This window comes from Marinobacter sp., from assembly GCF_041690615.1.
Taxonomy (GTDB): domain Bacteria; phylum Pseudomonadota; class Gammaproteobacteria; order Pseudomonadales; family Oleiphilaceae; genus Marinobacter.
On record NZ_JAWLGY010000015.1, the window covers coordinates 1 to 22,695 of the forward strand.

A 22,695-nucleotide genomic window follows, 5' to 3' on the forward strand; every position below is an offset into this window, starting at 1 on the left:
CTACAGGCAACCCATAACCTTGGCGGCCTGAGCCAGGCACACAATCGAATCATAGCTTAGTGACACCATCAGGTTGTCCAACTGATTGGGTCCACCTCAACCTGCCTCACTGTCAGTCAGGGGGAAACCACTTCCAGAGCCTACTCGTCCAATATTCATCTCAGAGCCTGCTTGGTAGTTGCAATGACCCGCTATAGCAATACTCAACAGCGCTAAGCGGTTTGACGGCAGGGCACGCTACCGCCCCACCGACCCGTTAACAGTGCGTTCTGGCAATAGTTTGTATGTCGAACCCGGATGCGGTGAGCAAATATTTGTTTCAAGCTGGCCAGTCTGAAAAACAATAGCGCGCCAACAGTCTGGGCCCGGAAAAATGTGATGCAATTCTACGTCACGGAACAAAAACAACAAGAGTGCCGGAGTGAAAACCCGGACTTTTGCTGTGTCTTTTGGTTAACCATTGTCAAAGCTTTGAAATAGCATTTGTTTTTGCAATGATGCTGAGTACCCTTGCGGCCCTCAGCTGGCACGGCTTATCTGGCCGGGAGGCTTCACTTACACTGACGCTTTGACCACAAGGAAGGTTCCATGCCCTGGTACGCGATCCAACACAAACCCGCCCAGGGGGACCGGGCACTGGAAAACCTGCAGAACCAGGACGCCCGTTGTTTTTACCCGAAGGTTACGGTGGAGCGCATACGCGCCGGCAAGCGCGCCACCCGGCTGGAGCCGCTGTTTCCCGGTTATCTGTTCATCAATATTGATGAGTCTGACCCACTGTGGGGCAAGCTGCGGTCTACCCGCGGGGTGCTGCGGGTGGTGGGCTTTGGTGGCAAACCGGTACCGGTGCCAGATGAGGTTATCGAGTATATCCATGACGGCCTGACAGCGGTTGAGGAACAGGGCGGCCTGAAGAAGGGCGAGAAGGTACGGATTCAGGAGGGGCCCTTCCGGGGCGTGGAGGGGATCTTCCAGGCCTATGAGGGCGAGGAGCGGGCGATTGTGCTGATTTCGTTTATGCAGAAGCAGCAGGCGGTCCGCGTTCGGTTGGGGGATTTGTGAAGAACCGGCCCGCCTGGTGGCGGGCCGGTTTTGATGAGTCTCAGTTACGGGTCATGTAACCCGGCTCTACATCGCTGGGATCATCGTCGTGGGTCATCACGAAGATATACCCGTTGGCCCGGCCGGCCATCTGCCAGACAAGGGCCCTCTCACTCTGGCCGGAACCGAAGGTAATGACGCCCCTGCCATTCTCGTCAATGGTCCAGTTACAGCCTGAGCCGGAGAACTCACAGCTGTCGCCTTCAGAAATGGTCAGCGTCTCAGGCCCCTTCTCGGTGGGAATGCTGATGCTGTAACGCCCAGGGAAGCTGTCAGCCGTCAGCGGCTTGGCGAGGGAGACGGAATCGATTTTGTTGATTTCATCCGGGTTTTCATCCGCCTTCAGGCCCCAGTAGGCGGTGGTTTTGGCCAGCGCGACACGCCAGCGTTCTTCGGTGCCACCGTCTTCATCCAGGTAAAGAACACCGTCGGTCAGGGTCCAGCTGTCTTCCCGGCGTTCTGCGGCCTGGCGCACGTCGTTTTCGTAGCTGTCGTTGTAGAACGAAGTGTAGGTGCCGTCTTGTTTCAGTTCGATGGTGACTACCTCGTCGTCTTCATCGTTGCGATAGAGGAAGGTTTTGCCGGCCATGTCATCCACCGTGGGAAGGCTATTGGTGATTGGCGCCGTGGCGGTTGCTACCCCAATGCGCTGGAAGTCACCACTCTTTTCACCAAAGTCCAGGTAAATAGCGGTGCGGGTGGGCATACCAGCCAGGAAGTAGAGCTCGTCGTCCGACTCACCGCTCCAGTTGATGGTGGTCATGCCTTCGCCGTAGGTGATTTCGGCTGAGAAGGGCATCGACTCACCCTCGAAGTACTCAACCTCCCCAAAGATAAGCGTCATAACCGCTCCGGTCTCATCCGGGTACTGGAGCAGGTAGGTGCCATCGGCGCGGCGGTCTTTCACCTGCTTGTTGAGCCGGTAGAGCTCTCCAACGCCGTCTTCGGCTTCTGCGATCAGGCGGTTGCCGGCATCACACAGGGGGAATTCGTCGCTTTCGAGCTCGCCATATTCGTTCTGGAATTCCAGGGCCAGGCGCTGGGCGCTTGTGTCCCACGCCCAGGTGCCGTCCCAGGTTACGGCGCCTTTGCTGGGGTTATCGCCGCTATTGAACTCGGTGAAGGTGCCGTCGGAGCGGAACTGGAACAGCAGGATTTCGTCGTCGGCAATGGCGCCAACGGTCAGGCCGTTCAGGTCACTGGCAGACAGCTCACCCGCAGCCTCATCTGAGCAACTGGTGATTTCGGAACCCTGGATGCTGGTCAGGGTTTCTTCCAGGTGGGCGATGGCGTCCTCGGCACTGACCAGTTGACGGCCGTCACCAACCAGGTCGGTAATGTCCTTCTCGATGCTGTCCAGGTCAGCCGTTTCTGCAATGTTGACGGGGGTGGCTGCCCGGGCCGCATTGCTACGCACCTGCGCGGAAATGGTGATGCCATTGGCGGGGTTGCCGTCGTCGTCCAGGGTCTGCAGCACCCGGGCAATGTTGGTGGCCCCGGCGTCGGAGGCAAGATCCCTTGGAGAGAGCACGGCCTTGCCCGCGGCACTGCCGATGGTGAGCTGGCCAATCCGGAAGTTAACCGTGCGATCTTCCAGGTAGGTGAATTCACCCTGGTCACTGGTCAGAAAGACTTCGCCCCCCTTGTCCGAGCGGGTGTACTCCAGGCCACCGACGGGGCTATCTACAAACTGCCCGGTCAGTTCCTGGCCGCTGGAGGTCGTTGTATCACCTCCGGTATCACCGCCATCGTTAGTAGATGAGTCACTGGAAGATGAGCTACCACCGCCGCAGGCGGTCAAACCAGCCGTTAATGCAGTCGCAATGGCCATCTGGAGGAGGGTTTTCTTTTTCTTCAGCATCGGATTTCCTGTCCTGTCGTACAGATTTGCGTTCAGTAACCACGCAGGTGCGCGGATGGTTTCAGAAGGGAATGCAGATCGGGGAATCGCGTGGGGTGCGGCGTCGTCCCTGATGTACAGTCCCTGCGCCAGAGTGTCGTCTCTGACTGCAGGAACAGTACGGAGCTAACCGGAAGGTGGCAATGTAAAGTGTGTAATTTACTGTTAAATATGGAAACAATGGGGGGGGGTGTGAGGCTGCGGCCTAGCTCGCCCAGTCCTCTTTACTGTGCCTGACACGAATGATCAAAATCCGATCAGACTAAGGCTCCAGGCTGTAAATGATCAGATAAACCCAATCGAATGGACTCGAACAGCCGGTGTTAATTCCTTCCGCTCAGGCGCTGCCAGGGGGTTTTCTGCCAGAAAACGGAAACTTTCTTCCAGCTTACGGTGATATCTGTCTGCCTGAGCAACGCCAAAATCCTCGATTCCCGGCAAGAAGATATTTACAACATCCTCCTCAGCCTTACGGCTAAGTACATAATCCATTGTATTAACTATCCTTTGGCCATCCTTATGGCGTCTTCACGCAGTTGATCCATCGTTCTGGAGCCTTCACCACTGTAAAGGCCCTCGTTGACCAGTTGCTGCATTTGCGCGATCTTTTCAGCCCGATCCTGGTCTCTTCTGATCAGATCCCTCACATAATCACTTGCGTTGGCATACCGGCCTGTTCTGGACTGGGCCTCAACCCAGTCTTTCATCGGCTCTGGCAGCGATACGTTCATTGTGGCCATGAACACCTCACATTGCGTTACCCGAATGCCAATTATTGCCAATTTTTGCCAATACTGAAAGTCTGCAGTTGCAGGATTCGGGCGCGAGTTAAGAGGCGCCTACTGCGGTCGCTCAACTACATCTGTCTGATCGAGGTGCTGGTGGCCGCTTTGATTGGGCGTAAGGTTCAACTGGCAATTCATGGGCGGAAGATCTCGAGTTCCAGGTCCGGAATGAAGCGATAGTGCTTATCGTTGGCGGTCAGCAATGATTCACCCATTGATAGTGCCGCCGAAGCAATCAGCGCATCAGCCATCTCCATGCTGTGGCTCAGGGAGTACTCCTCTACGAGGAACGCAGCGCGAGAAGATATAGCCTCGTCGATCTGCTCGATGTGTGCATCCCAGAACCGCAAAGTCTTCCTGATCAGCTGCATTTCGGCACGGTTTCGTGCTCCCTGTATCAGCTCCATGTAGGTGACTATAGAAATCGCAAATCCCGGCTTGTTGTCCAGCAAGTCCGATGCCTTCTCGTTACCCCTGAACGCCCAAATCAAAACATCCGTGTCTATCAGCATCACTCAAACCTTCTGCGCTTCCTCATGTTTCTAACCTGCTGGTCTACGTCCAGCTCCTGATAGTCCGCCCACATTCCGAAACCAGGGTTTCTGCCCTTGGCACGTTCCTCGTCAATCGGTACCAGGCGCGCAGTGCGTTTACCCCGGTAGGTAATGATCACGTCCTCTCCCCGACGAGTGGCAGAGAGCACCTCTTTTGTATGCAGGCGCAAATCTCGCGTGGTGGCTTCCATAGGGGCTCCTTGTTTCACAGATCTATGAAACATCAGCATACCAGAAACCCTGCGGCTGGTGAATTATCGGTCCGCTCCGTTTGGCCTACTGCAGCCGCTCAACTACATCTTGCTGATCGGAGCGCTGGTGGGCGCTTTGATTGAGCGTAAGGTTCAAGTGGAGGATTTGTGAACTGAGGACTGTTCTTTCTGGTGGTTGGTTCAGTAATCTGATGCTTCATGCCGGATAATCAGTACCCTCTCCGCAACGTGTTGCAGGAAACTACTGCGAGCTGGCCAGCAAAATTGTTGACCAATAGTAAACACGCAAAGTAAACTTGATCCATGTACCAACTGGCCTACAAGAAAGCGGCCCTGAAAGCGCTCCGAAAAATGCCCAAGGCACAAGCTGAGAGACTCCAGCAGCAACTGGAAGCGATAGCCAGTGCGCCCTATGCCTATCAGGGCGACTGGAAACCGATGCGGGGCGAGCCATACTGGCGATTAAGGCAAGGTAGTTTCCGGGCGATTTGCAGCATTAATGATGGTGAGCTGTTGGTTCTTGTAGTCAAGGTCGGCTCAAGGGGAGATGTTTACAAATGACCGCACAACTTATTGAACGTGAAGGCAAACCGGAGTACGCCGTTCTACCCTACGATGAATACCTGCAACTACTGGAATTGGCAGAAGACGCCCAAGACCTGGCAGACGCCCGGGAGGCAGAGCGCGAACTGGCCAGCGGTGAGGATGAGGCTATCCCCGCAGAAATTGCCCGGCGCCTGATTGCCGGGGAAGAACACCCACTGAAGGTCTGGCGGGAGTATCGCGGCCTCACGCAGGAAGCGCTGGGCAGTTACGCGGGCGTGGGTAAATCCTACATCAGCCAGATTGAAGCCGGCAGCAAGAGCGGCTCGGTCAGGGTTTTGAGTTCACTGGCGAGAGCCCTTGCAGTCGACCTGGACGATCTGCTGGTTGAGTGAACCCGAAACTGGGAGTTGGCCCCAACCAGGCCCTGTTTTTACTCCTGCTTAACGCCCTAGCGTGTAATCGTCTTGCTGGCCACCTCTGACCAGGCGCTTTCGAGGCCATTCTGGTCCACGGTACGCATGGCGAAGTACCAGGTACCCTCTGCCAGGCCGGTGACTTCGGTTTCCATCGCCTGTCCGTCCTCGACGATGACCTCGCTGGTCATGGCTTCCACATCCGGCTGGGTGCCGTAACGAACAATGTACTGGCCGATTTCACCCATGGCCAACCCCGTTCCGTCTGCCCGGGTCTGCGGGGCCTGCCAGGTGAGCGTGGCGGTCATTGCGGTTGTTGCTGGATCCTGCTCAGGCGCTGGCTCAACATTGCCTTCAGGCTGCGGTGCCGGGGATTCCACCACGTCCTGTTCCGGCGCTGGCGCCTGGTCAGAGTCATCCGTTGCTGCACCGCCATCCGTGCCGGCGACCGGGTCACTGTCCGGCTGGCTGCCACTGTCGTCGGCGATATCCACGCCACTGCTCAGCCGATCACCAGCTGACGCCAGGACCGCTGTGGCGGACGAGGTTTCGTCCTGGGCGAGTGTGTAGGCATGGAAGGCGGCGTATTGCTGGATGCGGTCACTTCCCGGTTGCCCTTCGGGCCCATCATCACTGATAACCCCGGTTGTCAGGAGCTGGCTCCGGAAAGCGTCGATAACCCCCTGAACGCCCTCTACAGGAAATTCCACGGCCAGGCCCAGAAATGCGGAGTTGACCAGTGCCGCTTCCAGCTCTGCCTGGTCAATATCCGCCGGCAGGACGCTGGTGATATCTACCGGAGTCAGTCCAACCGCACCTTGCTGCAGGCCGAACCAGCCCTCTACCTTGCGCTGGGCCTGCAGGAAGCCCTGCCAGCCGGTGTTTGCGCCGGTTGATTCAAACAGGCTGGTGCTCAGGGTGGTCAGCGGGGTCAGGTGCCCACCGGGCTGCTCCTGGTCAACACCAACGGACACCATGGTTTCCAGTTGCAGGTTGGGACCGGGCCAGAAATCTTCCCCAAATGCGGCAGTGGCTGAGCCACCGTAGTCCTGACAGCCATCCACGGCATCGCAACGCATGCGGGTGTTGCCGTCACTGCTGAGTTCCAGCTTGATGAGCTCGGCGCTGGTGGAAAGATCCAGGTCATAGAAACCTGTCTTGCCGGTACGAACCGACTCGCCCAGGCGAACCAGGGATCCATCATCTTCGACGCCCCAGGCGGTAATAATGCCGTTTGAAATAACGCCCTTTACGGCGTACCCGGAAACATTGATGGCTCTTTCGTCACTGGCGGTTTCAGCCGTATTGGCTGAGCCGGACGGGGAGGCGGCCGTGTCGCTACCACCGCCACCACCTCCACCACCACAGGCAGAGAGCAGCATCGATAAGCTGGCAGCGAGCAACAGTCTGGGGAAACAGGCGACAACCATGAAGCACCTCCGGAGGGAAATTCAGGGTTCCATCCTAGAGGGCCAGCGTCAGCAAAACTGTTAGCCGGTTGTTGTTTGTGGCAGGCGTTTCTGACGGTTTTTTGGCAACGTAACGAACTGTAATCGCTTGAAAAATAAAGCTACACGACGTAACGCTTCCACTCACCTTTATATGTCGATTATTTACTCACACTGTCTATTATGTGACCTGCCCAGTCATTTAGGTATCACAAGGGTTTGTCTCAACAACAACACAAAAAAAGGCAGTACGTATGAATAATTTCAGAAAGTTAAGTTTATTATCGGCAATTGCTGCCGGACTGGCACTGAGCGGGTGTGGCGGATCATCGAGCAGTAGCTCGACTGATGGTGACACCACGGAGCAACAAGGCACCGAAGTGACCGGTACGGTGAGCGCTCCGGGTGGCCAGGTGGCCCAGTTCAAACCGACGTCTCCTCTCCAGCTGGCCTCGGAATTCTTCTTTCCACCTGCGGCCGCAGCGATTATCGGACTTGACCCGGTTGAAGGCGCCGAAGTCCAGTTGATCCGGGTGGATAATGACGGCAACCAGGTCGGTGAAGTGCTGGCCAGCACCACCACCTCAATCACCGGCGACTACACGTTGACGGTCCCGGCGGGCACCAGCCTGGCGGGCAACCTTATCGTTCGCATCACGGGTGCAAATAATAACCAGCTGAGGGCCCAGGTGGTCGACCAGGAAGTGGATATCGATCCGATTTCCGAGTTCGTGCTGCAGAAATTTATCGATCGGGGTGCAGACCTGGAGTCCCTGGAAACCGACAAGGTTGTCAAGCTCAGGGGCCAGGCGGATGAGTTTGACCTGGCCGCTGAGGCAGACCTTGCCACCATGTTTGCCAGGCTTGATGAGCAACTGGGTGACTTTATTGAAGGCCAGGTGGATGTTATTTCCACCCCGGACGGTGATGTAACGCAAATTGCCGGTGACTTCCGCAGTTCGGCCATTAACCTTGGGCTACACGACTCCGATGGCCAGGGTTACGGCAGCTTCGCCACTGACCTGTACAGCGATAATTTCAGTTTTACCGATAATGGCGACGGTGAGGTCGGGGTAACGCTGACATCCGGGCCGTCAGCCTATGCCTACCTAAGTGGCAATGATATCGCCAACTCCATGGTTGAGTATTACCCGGAACTGGCCGACAACGAGGTCGAGTCATTTACGGCTACCTATAGCAATAACGGCGTGCTGACGATCAGTGGAGAGTTCGAAGAGGATATCGACGGCGACTTCGGCTTCCGCTTCCCGCCGACCACTTACCGGCTGCAGCAGAACCTTGCCGGAAACCTTTTCGTCCTGCTGGCCCCGGAAGCCGTTGTTCGGTACCGGACCGTGGACACCAACGACGATGGTGAAAAAGATGCCGTGGACCCGGACCAGAAAGACGGCGATGAAGTCATGCGGTCACTGGAGTTCTTTGCCCGTCTGCCGGATAGCGCTACTGCCAGTGACCTGAGCGGAGACTTCGGCCTGGTCAGCCTGGGGACCTACCTTGAACAGGGCTCTGCGATCCGTATCGAAAGTGAAGTGAGCACAGCGACGTTTGACGGCTCAGGTAGCCTTGATGTCGTTGGCGGGGACTTGATTGAGATCGCGAAGGAGGCCTCCGGGGCGCCATCCAGCCTGCATACAGCTGCTACTGACGAGCCAAACCTGAGCGTCACGCTGGATGCAGACGGCACCATCAGCATTATTGGCGAGGGCGAAGCTGCCGGCTTCGTTAATGATACGTTCGACCTGGTAGTTATACCGAACTTTGACGGCGCCAACACTGGCACCGGTGATTTCGCCGAAACCCAGCACACGCTGATGGTCAAACTGCCAGAAGGCTCAGCTCCTGCTCTCAGCAACCGGACCTACCGCGCGATGTTGATGACAGTAACCTTCGACAGCGGCGGCGATATCGCCCTGAATAATACCGGGTTCGATACCACCATCACCTTTGACAGCGAGACAGCCGCAACCATCTCCGGCAACCAGGCCTCCATCGTGAAGGGGGGCGGCCTCGCAGGGGAAGTGGGTGTGGAAACCTCCACATTGGAAGATACACTCGCGGTATCCGGCGACGGTCAAGGTGCCCTGACACTCACGGCCTCCGACGACGAGGGCGGAGTAACAACGCTTGACGGTTTCATGAACGCAGACGGCTCTCTCGCGCTGCTGCGCACCTCATATGACCCGGATGGCGCAGGCTCGGCCGGATTCAACGAACTCGGCCTGATGGTATTGGTCGAACTGCCCTGATAACTGACTGGGGAGGCGTGACCACGCCTCCCCTTAATATCCCCCCCTTTATACTCTCGGACGCTCCTCAACTCTCCCGCACCCGCGCCCCCAGACTGCGTAGCTTGGCCGCGAAATCCACATAGCCCCGGGATATTTGCCAGGCATCCGTAATGGTGGTTTCGCCATCGGCCGTCAGTCCGCACAGCGCCAGCGCTGCCCCAGCCCGCAGGTCCAGGGCCTTGACGGTGGCACCGTAGAGGCCACCGCCATTACCGTGGATGCGCAGCATGTCGCCGGTCACTTCGTAGTGCAGCCCCATTTTGGCCATTTCTTCCGCGTAACCGTAGCGGCCCGGGAAGCGCAGGTCGACGATGCGGGACTCACCCCTGGCCTTCGCCCCCCAGGCGGCGAGGATGGGCTGTACATCGGAGTTGATGCCCGGATGAGGGCCGGTGCTGATTTCGATGGGGTAGCAGCAGCCACCCCTTACGATCAGGGAGTTGTCACCCTGGTACAGCTTGGCGCCGGCGGCCCGGAGGTGGGCGAGCACCACTTCCAGGTCGCCGTAGGGGAAGTCTTCGATTTCGATGTCGCCTTCCGTGATCACCGCGGCGGCCAGCCAGGTGACCGCCTCCATATTGTCCGGGATGACCCGGTGCTCGGTGCCGTTGAGGCCTTCCACACCGGTGACTTCGATATGCTCCTGGCCGAATACCCGGATTTGCGCGCCCATACCCCTCAGCAGGGCAATCAGGTCGAGGATTTCCGGGCGGATGTGGGGGTTCCAGATGCGGGTGACGCCCCGTGCCAGGGTGCCGGTGATCACGGCGTTTTCGGTGGCGCCGGTTGAGCGCAGGGGCAGATGGATATCTGTGCCTTTCAGACCATCCGGGGCGCTGGCACAGAGGTAGTCGCCGTCTTCCCAGACCTTTGCCCCAAGCCTTTCCAGCAGCATAACGTGCAGGTCGTACTTGCGCTCTCCAAGCTTGCAGCCACCGGGTAAGGGTACGGCCGCCTCGCCGGTGCGGGCTGTCAGCGCCCCGAGAATCAACAGGGTATTGCGAATGGACCGACCGTCCCATTCCAGCCGCTGGCTGAGGGGGTCGTTCTCGGCGATGGTGATGGTGTCATCACCCGCCTGTACGGTGGTTTTACCCAGGGCTTCCAGCATTTCCACGTGGATGCGGGCATCCAGCAGGCCAGCCGGGTAGTTGGTCAGGGTAACGTTACCATCGGTCAGCAGGCTGGCCGCCAGCAGGCGCAACGCGGAGTTCTTGGCGCCGCTGACCTTGACCAGCCCTTCGAGATGCCCACGGGAAATACTGAGGGTGTTGAATGCTTCCACGGTTACCTTCCTGGTGATGGTTATGGGGGTGGCCCCATATTTGGCTTCATGCCCCGACTGCGTGACTGGGGTTGTCAGTTTTTTGCCACGGAATCCACGGAAGAACACAGAAAAAAGAAAAACACAAAGCTATTTGCCACTAAACCCACGAAAGAACACGAAAGTAAAAACAGGGATATCTCTAAAGACAGTTCATTTTTCGTGTGATTTCGTGGATTTAGTGGCCCTAAAAATCATTTCATCTTTTTCCGTGTTCTTCCGTGGATTCCGTGGCGAAATCAGAAAATTATGGCTCTCGAGTCAGTACCAGGCACCCGATGCCACAAAGTACGGATTCAGCACATCTTCCTTTCCGTACGCCAACGGCGTGCCATCCAGCTGGGTGACCTTGCCGCCGGCCGCGACCAACACGGCGTGGGCTGCGCCGGTGTCCCATTCGCAGGTGGGACCCAGGCGTGGGTAGATGTCGGCCTGGCCTTCGGCGATGCGGCAGAATTTCAGGCTGCTGCCGGCCTGGACGAGTTCGTGGTTACCCAGCTGCTCGATGAAGGTGCGGGTTTCCTCGTTCATGTGATTCTTGCTGGCAACGGCACGTACGGCTTCCGGCGGATTGACCACCTCCAGCTTGCGGATGCTGCCGTCTGCCTCGCGCTTCCACGCGCCCTGTCCTTTGATGCCCCAATAGGCTTCGTTTAGGGCCGGGGCGGTGACCACGCCCATGACCGGCTCGCCGTCTTCAATCAAGGCGATGTTGACGGTGAATTCGCCGGTGCGGTTGGTGAAGTCCTTGGTGCCATCAATGGGATCCACCAGCCAGAAGCGGGTCCAGTCCTTGCGCTCGTCCCAGGGGGCATTGGCGGATTCTTCGGACAGGATCGGGATGTCTGGCGTCAGCGCCTTGAGACCGTCCACAATGACGTGGTGACTGGCGATATCGGCGGCGGTAATGGGGCTGTTGTCGTCCTTGGTCTGCACCTCGAAATCCGTCTGGTAGATTTCCATGACCTTGCGGCTTGCGGTGTCGGCGATCTCGAGGACTTTGTCCAGCAGGGATTCGTGGTTCATTGAGATTCCTGATTCGTTGAAGCGTTTATCGGCAAGGCAATAAGTTTATCAGCCCGGAGGAAGCGACTCACATCTTTGCACCAGATCAATGCTCGCGGACAAGCTATGCTCCATAGTGACAACACAACTCTCCATAAGGATACCCGGATGAAATTACAGTTCCTTGGCGGCACGGGCACCGTTACCGGCTCACGCTATCTGCTCAGCGATGACAAGCACCGTATGCTGGTGGATTGTGGCATGTATCAGGGCGTAAAGACGTTACGACGTCGTAACTGGGCGCCCTTCCCCGTGGAGCCAAAGACCATCGATGCGGTGGTGCTGACCCATGCCCATATCGACCACACCGGCTATCTGCCGGCACTGGTGAAGAATGGCTTCAAGGGCAAGATTTACTGCACCAAGGCGACCCATGAGTTGTGCAAGGTGTTGCTGCCGGATGCGGGCTACCTGCAGGAAGAAGACGCCAAGTACGCCTTCCGCAAGAAGTTCTCGAAGCACGCACACCCGGAGCCCCTGTTCACCGAGAAAGACGCCTACGAGGCCCTGAAGCACTTCGAGTCCCTGCACTACCACGAGGAATTCGAACCGGTGAAGGGTTTCCATGTGACCTTTACGCCAGTCGGGCACATTCTGGGCTCGTCCTGCGTGCACGTACACCACGCTGGCCACGACCGCACCGTGGTATTCAGTGGCGATGTGGGTCGGCAGAACGATATCATTATGCGACCGCCGGAGCCCATCCAGAAAGCGGATGTACTGGTGTGTGAGTCCACCTACGGTGACCGCCTGCACGGGGAAACCGACCCAGAGGATGAGCTGACCGAGATTATCAGCACCACAGCGGCCCGGGGCGGCGTAGTGCTAATGCCTGCCTTTGCCGTGGGGCGGGCACAGATGCTGCTGTACCTGGTGCACAAGCTGATGGCCCAGGGCAAGATTCCCAAACTGCCGGTGTACCTGAACAGCCCCATGGCCATCCGCGCCACCGAGATTTTCAGCAAGCACCACAAGGAGCACCGGCTGAACCAGGCCCAGTGCGAACTGATCGATGAGAACACTCATTTTGTTCGTTCCGTGGAAGAGTCCATTGAACTGACCACAAAGAAGTTCCCCGCCGTCATCATTTCCGCCAGCGGCATGGCCAGCGGCGGCCGGGTGCTCCACCACCTGAAAATGCTGCTGCCCAACCCCCGCAACAGTATTGTCTTTGCCGGCTTCCAGGCCCCCGGCACCCGGGGTGATGCCATGGTGAATGGCGTGGAGTCGGTCAAGATCCACGGTGAGTACTGGCCGGTGAAGGCGGAGATTCACAACCTGGATTCCCTTTCGGCCCATGGTGACTATGCCGAGATCCTCGAGTGGCTGGGTCAGGGTCAGCTGAAGCCCGAGAAGGTCTACATCACCCACGGTGAGATGGTGGCGGCCGATGTCATGCGCAAGCGGGTGCGTGACCGGTTCGGCTGGGACTGTGAGGTGCCGGAGCTGTTTGAGGAAGTGGAGGTTTGAACCGGCATACCGGTCGGCCCTCTCAGACCCGTTCCACCAGAAGGGGGCGGTGACTGGAAGCCGTCCGTTGTTGGCCGTCCGTTGTTGATAGCTGTCAACTTGCGGTCAGGTTCCTCGGCAAAATCTCGTTGTATGGCCCACACTGGTACCTATAACAACCGACGAGAGGGAACTGACCGTGAAACTCCTGCCAACCATCCTGATTGCCATAGGCGCCGTAATCTTGCCTGGCTGGGCCACCGCCGCCATCGACGGCGATGCCGAGAAGGGTAAGGAAGCCGCCGGGGTATGCGTTGCCTGCCACCAGGCTGACGGTACCGGCAAGAACAACCCGGACGGAGAGTCCTGGCCGCAGCTGGCGGGACTGGACGCCGCCTACATCGCCAAGCAGCTGAACGATTACAAATCCGGGCAACGAGAAAACGGCACCATGAAGCCCTTTGCCAATATGCTCTCCGAGCAACAGATTGCCGATGTGGCGGCCTACTACAGCGAGCTTGCGCCTGAGCAGGGCCAGGGGGGCGAGGATGCGGACGAAGCCACGCTCGCCCGGGGTGAAATGCTCGCTCAACGTGGTGACTGGTCCGACTACATCGTCTCCTGCAAAAGTTGCCATGGGCCGGACAATCAGGGCGCCGGCGAAGTGTTCCCGGGTATTGCCGGACAGCATGCCGGGTATATCGAAGCGCAGCTGAAAGCCTGGCAGGAAGGCACCCGCAAGAATGACCCGCAGGACCTGATGGGCACCATTGCCCGGCGCATGAGTGACGAGGATATCCGCGCGGTTGCCGCCTGGCTGTCCACCCAGCCCCCGCAGTCCAACTGAGAGGAGATGAAGCCATGAATCCGACGTTTGCCATCACAGCACTGGCTGGCTCTCTCCTGATTGCCGGGGGAGTTGCCGCCAACGAGCGCACCGAAGACTACCTGAACACCCTGACGGAGCTGGGATATCCCGCCCCCGAAGAGAATGAGCTGGTGCACATCCCGCCGACCATGCAGGACCTGGAAGCGTCCGACATGCACCCGGAGTTCAAGCGCGTCATCCGCCGTGGCCATGACCTGTTCACCAACACCCAGCAACTGCGCGGCGAGAACGTGTTCAACGACATGAACTGCTCCAGTTGCCACCTGGGCGAGGGCCGCATGCCCTTCAGTGCCCCGGTGTGGCCCGCTGCGGTCACCCTGCCCGGCTTTCGTGGCAAGAATGGCCACGTCAACAACCTTGAAGAGCGCATCGCCGGCTGTTTCACCTATTCCATGAACGGCAAGCCTCCGGAGTATGGCAGTGACAACATGCTGGCCCTGGCCGCCTATCACCAGTGGCTGGCCAAGGGTGTTGAGATGTATCCGGAGAAGCCCATTTACGGCCGTGGCTTCCCGGCCCCGGAACGTCCGGAAGAGCTGAGCTACGCCAATGGTGAAAAGCTTTACCAGGAGCAGTGCGCCGTCTGTCACAGTGAAAATGGTGAAGGCTTGCAGGTGGATAGCAAGACGGTCTTCCCCGCACCCTGGGGCGACGGCTCCAACAACTGGGGCGCCGGGATAGTGCGGGTGTTTACGGCAGCCGGCTTTATCAAGAATAACATGCCGCTGGGTCAGCCCCTGTCACTGAGTGACCAGGAAGCCTGGGACATTGCCTATTACATCAGCAACCAGGAACGGCCCCAGGACCCCCGTTACACCGGTGATGTAAAGGAAACCCTGGAAAAATATGGCCCCACCTTCCACAAGCATTCGCTCTACGGCCAGGCCAGCGAAGCCACCGGCGAGACCCTTGGGGATCACGACAACACGGGTGAGAAAGACTTCCTGAAGCCGGATACCGTGCGGCCGAGGACGTTCGAGTAACCGGACCATGGTTAAAGGCCTCCATGATGGAGGCCTTCCAGTACTGACACCAACCCGGATCAGTGCCAGGTTCAGAGCCTGGCAAACTCCAGGTACCTGCTGGCAGCCTGTTTCTTTTCATCCTGGCTATTCAGTAGTTCGAGGCGCAGCCTGTCGATAATACGGAAGTAGTCTTTCAGGGGAGATGCTTTCTCACCCTCGTCCTTTGCCCGCTCGATAAAGGCCTGCTGCTTCTCGCGAATGTCGTTCAGCTTTCCCAGTGCCTGCTGAATGGCCTCAACCCTTGCGTCAGCGCGTCCTCCTCCGGCTTGCTGCCCATCCGTTCTGGTAGCACCCAGCGACGTGGTTACTGTCGGGGCCTGCTCCGTATTCTGCTCCGCCAGGTCCAGCTCTTCCAGCGTACGAACCTCACCGTCCGTTGAGAGATAGATGCCCGACGCCGTGATCTGCCCCAGTGGTACACCCTGGGGATTGGTCAGGGTGAAGCGGTCTTGCACACTATCCACATACAGCGCCTGGACACCGACCTCCGCCAGGGATCTTAGCTGCTGGTCCCCTTCCGCCGTTTGCACCCAAACGGAAAGAGACTGGAAGACGTCGTCATTGGCGTCAATCCAGCGGTTACCGTCATCATCGTAGCTGGCCAACTCACTGAAACCGGAGCCAGACCGTGGCCCGAACAACTCGGAGCCGTTATCAACCTTGCCATTACCGTTACGGTCAAACACCAGGTAACCACTGCCACTTCCCAGCGACGCGTACTCACCGGTTTCACCGTTTCCGGTCAGGTCGAACTCGAACAGGGTGTCGTTCAAGCGGGCTGTGGACGCGCCGAAGTTGATCACCAAAGGGTCCGTGAGCGGACGCTCCTGGATCTGCACCAACTCCGAGTATTCGTAAGTCCGGGATTGCGACTGTCGGAGTGACAAGGTGAAGTCGACCGTTTGTCCATTATCCAGGGTGATACTGCCAGTGGACGCGAAACTGCGACTCTCGCTCTCCGAATAGAACAGGTACTGGCCTGCCGTCACCGTTAACTCGCCCCTCGTCTCGGCGCCAGCACCCTCACCAAAGGCCGCCCGGCTGACGGTAAGCGCCTGCTGACCCAACAGGAAGAGCTCCGAGGATTTTTCCATCAGCTCCGCGCTATTGAACGATGCCTGTTGGCCATTACCGCTGACCTGGGACGAGCTGCTGAACGCCAGCTGTTCCTGGCTGCTGTACCGGTAAGCGGCCTGGCGGAACAGGGACAACTCCGTGCCATTGGCCTGCTGCCCACTTTGCAAGGGGCCCGAGAGACGCTGATTGATTCGTAGCTGGCTGGTGTCCAGCATCGAAACCTGGCGGGTACCGTTGGATGTGAGAGAAATCTGGCTGGATGAAATCACGGTGAGCTGGCCTCTTGTAACCTGTTTCGGTTATCGGCAGTACCGGTGATTTCTTGAGCAACCCCCGTGTCAGCTGGGGGCGTTTCAAAGTCGCCAACCCGGCGAGTGTCGCGCCTCGTCAAGCCGGGAGCCTGCCTGTACCGCTGGCTGACTCCCGTACTTTAATGCTGGCCTTCAGGAACCAGGCGTTTATTCAAACACCGGCTCTTCCCACCAGGGAAAGAACTCCGGCATGTCCGTGGAAACCTTGTTGGGGAATTCGGCCGGGCGTTTTTCCAGGAAGGAAGTGACGCCTTCGTGGGCATCGGCAGACTCGCCACGGGCCTGGATGGAGCGGCTGTCGATGCGATGAGCGTCCATCGGATGCGGTGCGGCAGACATGCGCCACATCATCTGCCGGGCCAGGGCCACCGAAACGGGCGCTGTGTTGTCTGCGATTTCCCGGGCCAATTCATAGGCTGCTGGCAGGAGTTCCTCCGGCTCGTGCACAGACCTGACCAGGCCATGTTTGAGGGCTTCATCGGCGCCGAAGATACGGCCCGTCATGGTCCACTCCACAGCGGTCTGCATGCCGACCAGGCGGGGCAGGAACCAGGATGACGCAGCTTCCGGCGTAATGCCCCGGCGTACGAACACAAAGCCAAAACGGGCGGTCGTAGCGGCCATGCGGAAATCCATGGGCAGCTGCATGGTCGCGCCGATGCCCACTGCCGGACCGTTGATGGCGCCAATAACCGGTTTCAGGCTCTGGTAGATACGCAGGGTGTTAGTGCCACCGCCATCGCGGTACACATCCCCTACCCGCAGGGACTCCCGGGACAGGTTGCCAGACTGCGCCTTGCGGTCAAAGGTGTCGCCGCCCGACGACAAATCCGCGCCGGCACAGAAGGCGCGGCCAGCGCCCGTGATGACCACGACCCGGACATTATCATCGGCGTCCGTTTCATCGAACAACGCCAGCAGTTCCTCACGCATCTTGGCGTTGTAGGCGTTGAGCTTTTCCGGGCGGTTCAGGGTGATGGTGGCAATGCCGTCCTTTACTTCATATTGGGTTGTTTCGAGTTCTGGTAAGGCCATGGTTCCTCCGGGCTGCTTTAAAGTTCATGCAGGTTATGCATACCGTGCACGGGATACAAATTCATATCACTTATTCGATAGAATTCACGGGGAGAATAATATGGTCTCGTCGTTATCAACTATTATTGCCGACTGAACGGATAGTCCCGGGACACAGAAAGGCTGTCTGTTGTGAATACCATGATCCGACCGGGCGTTACAGCCTGCATCCCGGCGGAAGGTAGCTATCGTGCCACCCCGACAGGTTGGCCGAGTTGTCGATGACACACTCCCAGCTTCCCGCCGTGCTTCGCTGAAACGTGATCAATACCCCTGACACTCTGGGGTGAGCATTGCCCCCCAGCGTCACTTGTAGCTGCCCTGATCCGTCAGCATTCAAAGTGGCGATATCGGTTGCGCTGGTGCCGGTGGTGATGTTGGAAGGTATATAGCCGATCGCTGTGTTGGTGACGGGCTTGCTTCCACCAACTGCATCCTCGATGGCTGTACGATACTGGCCTAGTTCGCCCACGGCCCGGGAAACATGGGTTTTGGCGACATAGCCCTGATAAAGCGGAATGGCAATCGTGGCCAGGATACCGAGTATCGCTACCACAATCATGAGTTCGATAAGGGTGAAACCTTTATTGGTTTGAACCATGTGGTACTGCCTTGTGAGCTGTTTAAGAACCGTGATGGTTCAAGCTCAGCAAACCTCAGGCCAACAAAGGTTGGCGTTCTGAATCTTTGTGAAACTCGATACATTTCACCGTACCGCACGGCTATCCTAACCGCTCAATATCGGCCCGGGTATGAGTGTTCAGATACTCCTGCAATGCCTTATCCATTCGTGTTTGCCACCCACTACCCGTCGCGCGGAACTCGGCGACAACTTCCGGGGACAAGCGGATCGTAATCCGTTCCTTGGTAACCGCGGCCTTTGGCCGCCCAACTGGACGAAGCTCCTCAAACTCCTGATCCGTCAGCTCACGGGTGTCAGGATCAGAAGCAATTCCGGCATTGATATCGGCCTCTTCTTCGTCAGAAGGGAGTTCAAATACCCGACCTGACCTAGATTTTGCTTGCATAGAGCTTAACCTCTCGTCGATTGGCCTTGTGGAAGCTTATGATCCAGCGTGCGAGGCCCCACTAGACTGAGAGTCTGGTCGCATCAACATGCCAACTACCAGGGCCATCGGCTTAATGAGCTATTGGTGCTGATAATGATTTGCCAGCATACCTCTCAGGTAATCGTAGAAGCCCCTGGTTGCGTTACCGTTTGGGCGGGGGCCTCCGGCGCCGAGCCAGACCAGAACACCGCCTGCCGGGTCCACTACGATGGCTGACGGGTTACCTGGAAGTTTGCCACCATGGATATAAAGAGGTATCTCCGCTCCCTCTGGCTGATAGCGATAAACGCCATAGCCATAACAGGACTGAGTGTCTCCTGGGTCACAGCCGCTTTCCATATCACCATCGAGAATTGTCAGGGGCCTCGAGTCCAGTGCATTACTCACAAGTCGAGCCAAGTCGCTCGCGCTTCCCGATAGCCCCGCTGACGAGGACAAAGCCTGAAAGTTGAACTTCTCGTGATAGGTATCGGTGTAGAAGTTCTCAAAGCGGAAGTCATACTCTACTTCGTCCGGGCGGAAGGGACCGTCGATGAACTCGAGCGTGGAGCTATCAAAATCAAAATGGGATGCCATAAATTCGCGATAAGGTTGTCCGGAAACTTTCTCGATTGCCAGCCCCAGCAAACAATATCCAAGATTCGAGTAAAGCTCCGTCTCACCGGGATCGTACATCAGGCCCGACTGCCGCAATTTCTGAGGATTATCCGGGCACCAGGGCTTACGGTTCATCAGGAACATTACGTCCTGAGTGCGCTCCCGGTCCCAGCCAGCCCGGTGAGACAGGAGGTGTTCAATAGTAATATCGGCTATCCTGGGATCACTCAGCTCTCCCTCCAACTCGAGCACGTCAATAATGGCCTCACCCAGAGTCAACTTGCCCTGGTTGATTAAATCGAGAACCGCTGCCGCAGTAACGGTCTTTGTAGTACTGGCATAGCGAAAGCGGGTATCCGCTGTCAGCGGTGTGTCACCGAAAATTCCATCCTTCCATCCAGTTTCACAATGATGCAGCTCGCCCTCCGGCGACACATACGCCAACTGACTGGTCGGAGCCGCCATATTCCTACTCGCGTAACGCTGGATTTCGGCCATCCACTTCGGAGCACTTTCTGAACAGCGAGTATTCCATTGGGTAACAGGGACCTGGATGTAATACAGCAGCCTCGACGAGCCCAGGGGGTTGGTAATAACGAAGTGTGCAACACCTGCAACCAGAGCCACCATCACGATGACCAGGAGCAGGTCTTTAAGGCGGGACTTTTTCAAAATCGACACGGCCACTGAGTTCCTTGCTGGGTGGGGTTAGATGCCACTACATTTTACAGGCGACTGAGCCTACGGGTTTGGATCCGTTTCTCACTTGTGCCCGTCCATAGTTCCCCAAGCCGCCACGTCACCCGGCATTAAGCTCCAAGGTACTGCGGGCCATGCCTAGCGCACACGAAAAAGGCCCGGGGCGAAACCACCAGGCCTTTCTCGAATCTGGACAGGTTTGCCTGTCCATAATGACACTAATTAAGTCGCGTCATCTGCTTCGCAACCAGCAGGAGCGTAGCCAGCATCGACAGACGTAGTACAAGCCCAAGAACCAGTTCCATCACGATCCCAAGAGAGAGTCTCACCACGGATGGGGCCACCAGCATTGCCACCAAATGTTGCAGTGAAGTTTACTGTATCCCCATCGGTATCGCTGCCAAAAGTTACGACAAGCCCGGCACCATCAGCACCTGATTGCAGCGCCTCACCACCAGTACCGCCACTACCACCGCTATCACCGCCGCTGTCTTCCCCAAGCAAGTTACTATCAGTCCATCCGAATTGACACTCAGTTTCGTCAAGACCATTCAACAGGCATGTTTCTGCGGCCGTCCTCATCGAGCCCACTTCACTCATCACACGGGCGACTTGGGAACTGGCCACATAATTCTGATACTGCGGAATAGCAATAGCCGCCAAAATACCAATGATCGCCACAACGATCATCAGTTCGATCAGGGTGAAACCCTTCTGACCATGATTCATCTGAATGTTTTTCATAACAATGCCTCTGTGTTTTGCGTTTTTCCCGTCTGGCTCCGGGGCCGGCGGAGCTTTGCCCCCGAACCGGTATGAGCCTGCGAAGAGTACAGCACCTGCCGTGCCAGTTTTTGACAGAGGACAATTATCAGCGTCTTTTCATGACCTTATGAACCCATAGCGGTTGCCTGGGCGATGGTTTTGCGGAACCCTTCACATGCCCTATACGGTCGCTCACTGACGCGTAGCGTCACACTGCGAAGCCACTCACATGCCTGAGTGACACAAATGGTCAACCACCGGTCTTTCCAATCATACTTGGGACATCTAAACTCACTGTCACCCGATCACCGCAGGCCATTCACCTGCCTGTCAGCGTGTTACCGACAAAAGTTCGAACTTTATGGCAACCGATAAAAGCAATGTAACGCTCACGGGCCTGGCCCGGCGATTTGTGGAGGACGGCCTGTTAGAGGAGGCTGTCGCCAAGGATGCGTATCTTCAGGCAGCCAATAATCGCATCCCCCTGATTACCTACCTGGTCCAGAACAACCTGGCGGACAGCCAGAAGCTGGCCTTTGCAGCGGCCATGGAGTTCGGCGTCAGCGTTTTGGACCTGAACAGTTTTCTGCCGGAGATGCTGCCGGAAAAGCTGGTGGACGAGAAGCTGGTTCGCAAGCACAACGCCCTGCCCCTGTATAAACGAGGCAATCGGCTGTTTATTGCCGTATCGGACCCCACCAACATCCAGGCCCTGGATGAGATCAAGTTCAACACTGGCCTGAGTACCGATGCGATCCTGGTGGATGATGCGGCGCTGCGAATCGCCATCGACAAGTACCTGGAATCCGCTGAAGACGCCATGGGCGATCTTGACGATGCCGATCTGGAGGGGGTGGAAACAGAGGGCGGTGAGCAGGATGACGATGACGCTGTCGTTGCAACCACGGATGTGGACGACGCTCCCATCGTAAAGTACGTCAACAAGGTACTGCTGGACGCCATTCGCGGCGGGGCTTCGGATATTCACTTTGAGCCCTACGAGAAGGTTTACCGGGTGCGCTACCGCACTGACGGCATGCTGAAAGAGATATCCCGCCCTTCCATCAAACTGGCCCCCAAGATTTCCGCCCGGGTAAAGATTATGGCCCAGCTGGATATTTCCGAGCGCCGGGTGCCCCAGGACGGCCGCATCAAGATGAAGCTGTCCAAGACCAAGGCCATTGACTTCCGGGTCAACACCCTGCCGACCCTGTGGGGTGAAAAGATTGTGTTGCGGATCCTGGACCCCAGCCAGGCGAAGATGGGTATTGATGCGCTGGGTTATGAGGAAGACCAGAAGGAACTGTACCTGAACGCCCTCAAGCAGCCCCAGGGGATGATCCTGGTGACCGGCCCCACCGGTTCCGGTAAGACGGTATCCCTTTACACCGGCCTGAATATTCTCAACCAGCCCGAGATCAACATCTCGACGGCGGAAGACCCGGCGGAAATCAACCTGGAGGGCATTAACCAGGTCAACGTGAACAACAAGGTAGGCCTGGGCTTTGCCGAAGCCCTGCGGGCCTTCCTGCGGCAGGATCCGGACGTGATCATGGTGGGTGAGATCCGTGACCTGGAGACCGCCAATATCGCCATCAAGGCAGCCCAGACCGGCCACCTGGTACTGTCCACCCTGCACACCAACAGCGCGGCAGAGACCCTGACCCGGATGATGAACATGGGCGTACCGTCGTTCAACATCGCCACATCGGTCAGCCTGATCATTGCCCAGCGACTGGGCCGGCGCCTGTGTAACAGCTGCAAACAACCGCTGGATGTGCCGAAAGAAACCCTTTTGAAGGAAGGGTTCACAGAAGAACAAATTGAAACTGGCTTTACGTTGTACACGCCCAAGGGCTGTGATAAATGCAATGGAGGCTACAAGGGCCGCGTGGGCATCTACGAGGTGGTAAAGGTTACCGAGTCGCTGGCGAACATGATTATGGAAGAAGCCAGCTCCATCCAGATCGCCCGCCAGGCCCAGCAAGAGGGTTTCCGTACGCTGCGTCAGTCCGCCCTTCGCAAGGTGATCGAAGGGGTGACCAGCCTTGAGGAAGCCAACCGCGTGACGAAGGATTAAGC

General features: G+C 57.5%; 22 protein-coding genes. 8 read left to right on the plus strand and 14 right to left on the minus strand.

The features are described 5' to 3' along the window. Positions 1–588: 588 nt before the first annotated feature. On the plus strand, positions 589–1,062 hold the full coding sequence (rfaH, locus tag ACESMZ_RS11565; protein WP_372972642.1) for a transcription/translation regulatory transformer protein RfaH: 474 nt from the start codon (positions 589–591) through the stop codon (positions 1,060–1,062). Between the two features lie 40 nt (positions 1,063–1,102). On the opposite strand, the gene ACESMZ_RS11570 is transcribed toward rfaH, so the two are convergent. The 5 genes from ACESMZ_RS11570 to ACESMZ_RS11590 all read right to left on the minus strand — a co-directional run bounded on the left by ACESMZ_RS11570 (position 1,103) and on the right by ACESMZ_RS11590 (position 4,531). After that, the gene (locus ACESMZ_RS11570; protein ID WP_372972643.1) at positions 1,103–2,962 is read right to left on the minus strand and encodes a hypothetical protein; all 1,860 of its coding nucleotides are present in this window, start codon (positions 2,960–2,962) and stop codon (positions 1,103–1,105) included. Between the two features lie 324 nt (positions 2,963–3,286). Beyond that, a complete protein-coding gene (locus ACESMZ_RS11575) occupies positions 3,287–3,493 on the minus strand; it encodes a type II toxin-antitoxin system RelE/ParE family toxin (RefSeq protein ID WP_372972644.1) in 207 nt (68 codons plus the stop codon). Between the two features lie 8 nt (positions 3,494–3,501). Beyond that, entirely contained in the window at positions 3,502–3,741 is a 240-nt protein-coding gene (locus tag ACESMZ_RS11580) for a type II toxin-antitoxin system ParD family antitoxin (RefSeq protein WP_372972645.1), read from the minus strand. A gap of 179 nt (positions 3,742–3,920) precedes the next feature. After that, complete coding sequence (locus tag ACESMZ_RS11585; RefSeq protein WP_372972680.1) at positions 3,921–4,298, minus strand: type II toxin-antitoxin system VapC family toxin; 378 nt, start codon at positions 4,296–4,298, stop codon at positions 3,921–3,923. Next, positions 4,298–4,531 carry a type II toxin-antitoxin system Phd/YefM family antitoxin gene (locus ACESMZ_RS11590; RefSeq protein WP_372972646.1) on the minus strand — a complete coding sequence of 78 codons (234 nt, stop codon included), beginning with the start codon at positions 4,529–4,531 and terminating at the stop codon, positions 4,298–4,300. The genes ACESMZ_RS11585 and ACESMZ_RS11590 overlap by 1 nt, the downstream gene beginning before the upstream one ends. A 324-nt stretch (positions 4,532–4,855) precedes the next feature. Here ACESMZ_RS11590 and ACESMZ_RS11595 point away from each other — a divergent pair, with 324 nt between their 5' ends. Together ACESMZ_RS11595 and ACESMZ_RS11600 are read left to right on the plus strand one after the other, a co-directional pair. After that, positions 4,856–5,113 (plus strand): type II toxin-antitoxin system RelE family toxin, encoded by a 258-nt coding sequence (locus tag ACESMZ_RS11595; RefSeq protein WP_091852270.1) that lies wholly within the window; start codon positions 4,856–4,858, stop codon positions 5,111–5,113. Further along, the gene (locus ACESMZ_RS11600; protein WP_091852273.1) at positions 5,110–5,490 is read left to right on the plus strand and encodes a helix-turn-helix domain-containing protein; all 381 of its coding nucleotides are present in this window, start codon (positions 5,110–5,112) and stop codon (positions 5,488–5,490) included. Before ACESMZ_RS11595 ends, ACESMZ_RS11600 begins: the two co-directional genes overlap by 4 nt. A 56-nt stretch (positions 5,491–5,546) precedes the next feature. Here ACESMZ_RS11600 and ACESMZ_RS11605 read toward each other — a convergent pair whose 3' ends face one another. Next, positions 5,547–6,941, minus strand: a complete 1,395-nt coding sequence (locus tag ACESMZ_RS11605; protein ID WP_372972647.1) for a hypothetical protein — start codon at positions 6,939–6,941, stop codon at positions 5,547–5,549. A 272-nt stretch (positions 6,942–7,213) separates the two neighbouring features. Here ACESMZ_RS11605 and ACESMZ_RS11610 point away from each other — a divergent pair, with 272 nt between their 5' ends. Then, a complete protein-coding gene (locus ACESMZ_RS11610; RefSeq protein WP_372972648.1) occupies positions 7,214–9,226 on the plus strand; it encodes a hypothetical protein in 2,013 nt (670 codons plus the stop codon). A 67-nt stretch (positions 9,227–9,293) separates the two neighbouring features. Here the strand turns inward: ACESMZ_RS11610 and ACESMZ_RS11615 are convergent, their stop codons facing one another. After that, entirely contained in the window at positions 9,294–10,553 is a 1,260-nt protein-coding gene (locus tag ACESMZ_RS11615; protein ID WP_372972649.1) for a UDP-N-acetylglucosamine 1-carboxyvinyltransferase, read from the minus strand. Between the two features lie 300 nt (positions 10,554–10,853). Then, positions 10,854–11,618, minus strand: coding sequence for a 3'(2'),5'-bisphosphate nucleotidase CysQ (cysQ, locus tag ACESMZ_RS11620; protein WP_372972650.1), 765 nt, complete (start codon positions 11,616–11,618; stop codon positions 10,854–10,856). A 147-nt stretch (positions 11,619–11,765) separates the two neighbouring features. Here cysQ and ACESMZ_RS11625 point away from each other — a divergent pair, with 147 nt between their 5' ends. The 3 genes from ACESMZ_RS11625 to ACESMZ_RS11635 all read left to right on the plus strand — a co-directional run bounded on the left by ACESMZ_RS11625 (position 11,766) and on the right by ACESMZ_RS11635 (position 14,978). Beyond that, positions 11,766–13,127 (plus strand): MBL fold metallo-hydrolase, encoded by a 1,362-nt coding sequence (locus ACESMZ_RS11625; RefSeq protein WP_372972651.1) that lies wholly within the window; start codon positions 11,766–11,768, stop codon positions 13,125–13,127. A 178-nt stretch (positions 13,128–13,305) separates the two neighbouring features. After that, positions 13,306–13,953, plus strand: coding sequence for a c-type cytochrome (locus ACESMZ_RS11630; RefSeq protein WP_372972652.1), 648 nt, complete (start codon positions 13,306–13,308; stop codon positions 13,951–13,953). Between the two features lie 14 nt (positions 13,954–13,967). Further along, positions 13,968–14,978, plus strand: a complete 1,011-nt coding sequence (locus ACESMZ_RS11635) for a c-type cytochrome (RefSeq protein WP_372972653.1) — start codon at positions 13,968–13,970, stop codon at positions 14,976–14,978. A 71-nt stretch (positions 14,979–15,049) separates the two neighbouring features. Here ACESMZ_RS11635 and ACESMZ_RS11640 read toward each other — a convergent pair whose 3' ends face one another. From ACESMZ_RS11640 to ACESMZ_RS11665, 6 genes are all read right to left on the minus strand, one after another. Continuing rightward, on the minus strand, positions 15,050–16,366 hold the full coding sequence (locus ACESMZ_RS11640; RefSeq protein WP_372972654.1) for a hypothetical protein: 1,317 nt from the start codon (positions 16,364–16,366) through the stop codon (positions 15,050–15,052). A gap of 189 nt (positions 16,367–16,555) precedes the next feature. Next, a complete protein-coding gene (locus ACESMZ_RS11645) occupies positions 16,556–17,443 on the minus strand; it encodes a crotonase/enoyl-CoA hydratase family protein (protein WP_372972655.1) in 888 nt (295 codons plus the stop codon). Positions 17,444–17,639: 196 nt separating this feature from the next. Then, on the minus strand, positions 17,640–18,083 hold the full coding sequence (locus ACESMZ_RS11650; RefSeq protein ID WP_372972656.1) for a pilin: 444 nt from the start codon (positions 18,081–18,083) through the stop codon (positions 17,640–17,642). Positions 18,084–18,204: 121 nt separating this feature from the next. Further along, entirely contained in the window at positions 18,205–18,510 is a 306-nt protein-coding gene (locus ACESMZ_RS11655; RefSeq protein WP_372972657.1) for a BrnA antitoxin family protein, read from the minus strand. A 120-nt stretch (positions 18,511–18,630) separates the two neighbouring features. Continuing rightward, a complete protein-coding gene (locus tag ACESMZ_RS11660; protein ID WP_372972658.1) occupies positions 18,631–19,830 on the minus strand; it encodes a serine hydrolase domain-containing protein in 1,200 nt (399 codons plus the stop codon). A 240-nt stretch (positions 19,831–20,070) separates the two neighbouring features. Then, positions 20,071–20,592 (minus strand): pilin, encoded by a 522-nt coding sequence (locus ACESMZ_RS11665; protein ID WP_372972659.1) that lies wholly within the window; start codon positions 20,590–20,592, stop codon positions 20,071–20,073. Positions 20,593–20,974: 382 nt separating this feature from the next. Between ACESMZ_RS11665 and pilB the strand changes: the two genes are divergently transcribed. Next, positions 20,975–22,693, plus strand: coding sequence for a type IV-A pilus assembly ATPase PilB (gene pilB / locus ACESMZ_RS11670; RefSeq protein ID WP_372972660.1), 1,719 nt, complete (start codon positions 20,975–20,977; stop codon positions 22,691–22,693). Positions 22,694–22,695: the final 2 nt, after the last annotated feature.

Coding starts and splice junctions, on each gene's coding strand:
- rfaH (WP_372972642.1), top strand. CDS start 589: ATGCCCTGGTACGCGATCCAACACAAACCCGCCCAGGGGGACCGGGCA.
- ACESMZ_RS11570 (WP_372972643.1), bottom strand. CDS start 2,962: ATGCTGAAGAAAAAGAAAACCCTCCTCCAGATGGCCATTGCGACTGCA.
- ACESMZ_RS11575 (WP_372972644.1), bottom strand. CDS start 3,493: ATGGATTATGTACTTAGCCGTAAGGCTGAGGAGGATGTTGTAAATATC.
- ACESMZ_RS11580 (WP_372972645.1), bottom strand. CDS start 3,741: ATGGCCACAATGAACGTATCGCTGCCAGAGCCGATGAAAGACTGGGTT.
- ACESMZ_RS11585 (WP_372972680.1), bottom strand. CDS start 4,298: ATGCTGATAGACACGGATGTTTTGATTTGGGCGTTCAGGGGTAACGAG.
- ACESMZ_RS11590 (WP_372972646.1), bottom strand. CDS start 4,531: ATGGAAGCCACCACGCGAGATTTGCGCCTGCATACAAAAGAGGTGCTC.
- ACESMZ_RS11595 (WP_091852270.1), top strand. CDS start 4,856: ATGTACCAACTGGCCTACAAGAAAGCGGCCCTGAAAGCGCTCCGAAAA.
- ACESMZ_RS11600 (WP_091852273.1), top strand. CDS start 5,110: ATGACCGCACAACTTATTGAACGTGAAGGCAAACCGGAGTACGCCGTT.
- ACESMZ_RS11605 (WP_372972647.1), bottom strand. CDS start 6,941: ATGGTTGTCGCCTGTTTCCCCAGACTGTTGCTCGCTGCCAGCTTATCG.
- ACESMZ_RS11610 (WP_372972648.1), top strand. CDS start 7,214: ATGAATAATTTCAGAAAGTTAAGTTTATTATCGGCAATTGCTGCCGGA.
- cysQ (WP_372972650.1), bottom strand. CDS start 11,618: ATGAACCACGAATCCCTGCTGGACAAAGTCCTCGAGATCGCCGACACC.
- ACESMZ_RS11625 (WP_372972651.1), top strand. CDS start 11,766: ATGAAATTACAGTTCCTTGGCGGCACGGGCACCGTTACCGGCTCACGC.
- ACESMZ_RS11635 (WP_372972653.1), top strand. CDS start 13,968: ATGAATCCGACGTTTGCCATCACAGCACTGGCTGGCTCTCTCCTGATT.
- ACESMZ_RS11645 (WP_372972655.1), bottom strand. CDS start 17,443: ATGGCCTTACCAGAACTCGAAACAACCCAATATGAAGTAAAGGACGGC.
- ACESMZ_RS11650 (WP_372972656.1), bottom strand. CDS start 18,083: ATGGTTCAAACCAATAAAGGTTTCACCCTTATCGAACTCATGATTGTG.
- ACESMZ_RS11655 (WP_372972657.1), bottom strand. CDS start 18,510: ATGCAAGCAAAATCTAGGTCAGGTCGGGTATTTGAACTCCCTTCTGAC.
- ACESMZ_RS11665 (WP_372972659.1), bottom strand. CDS start 20,592: ATGAAAAACATTCAGATGAATCATGGTCAGAAGGGTTTCACCCTGATC.
- pilB (WP_372972660.1), top strand. CDS start 20,975: ATGGCAACCGATAAAAGCAATGTAACGCTCACGGGCCTGGCCCGGCGA.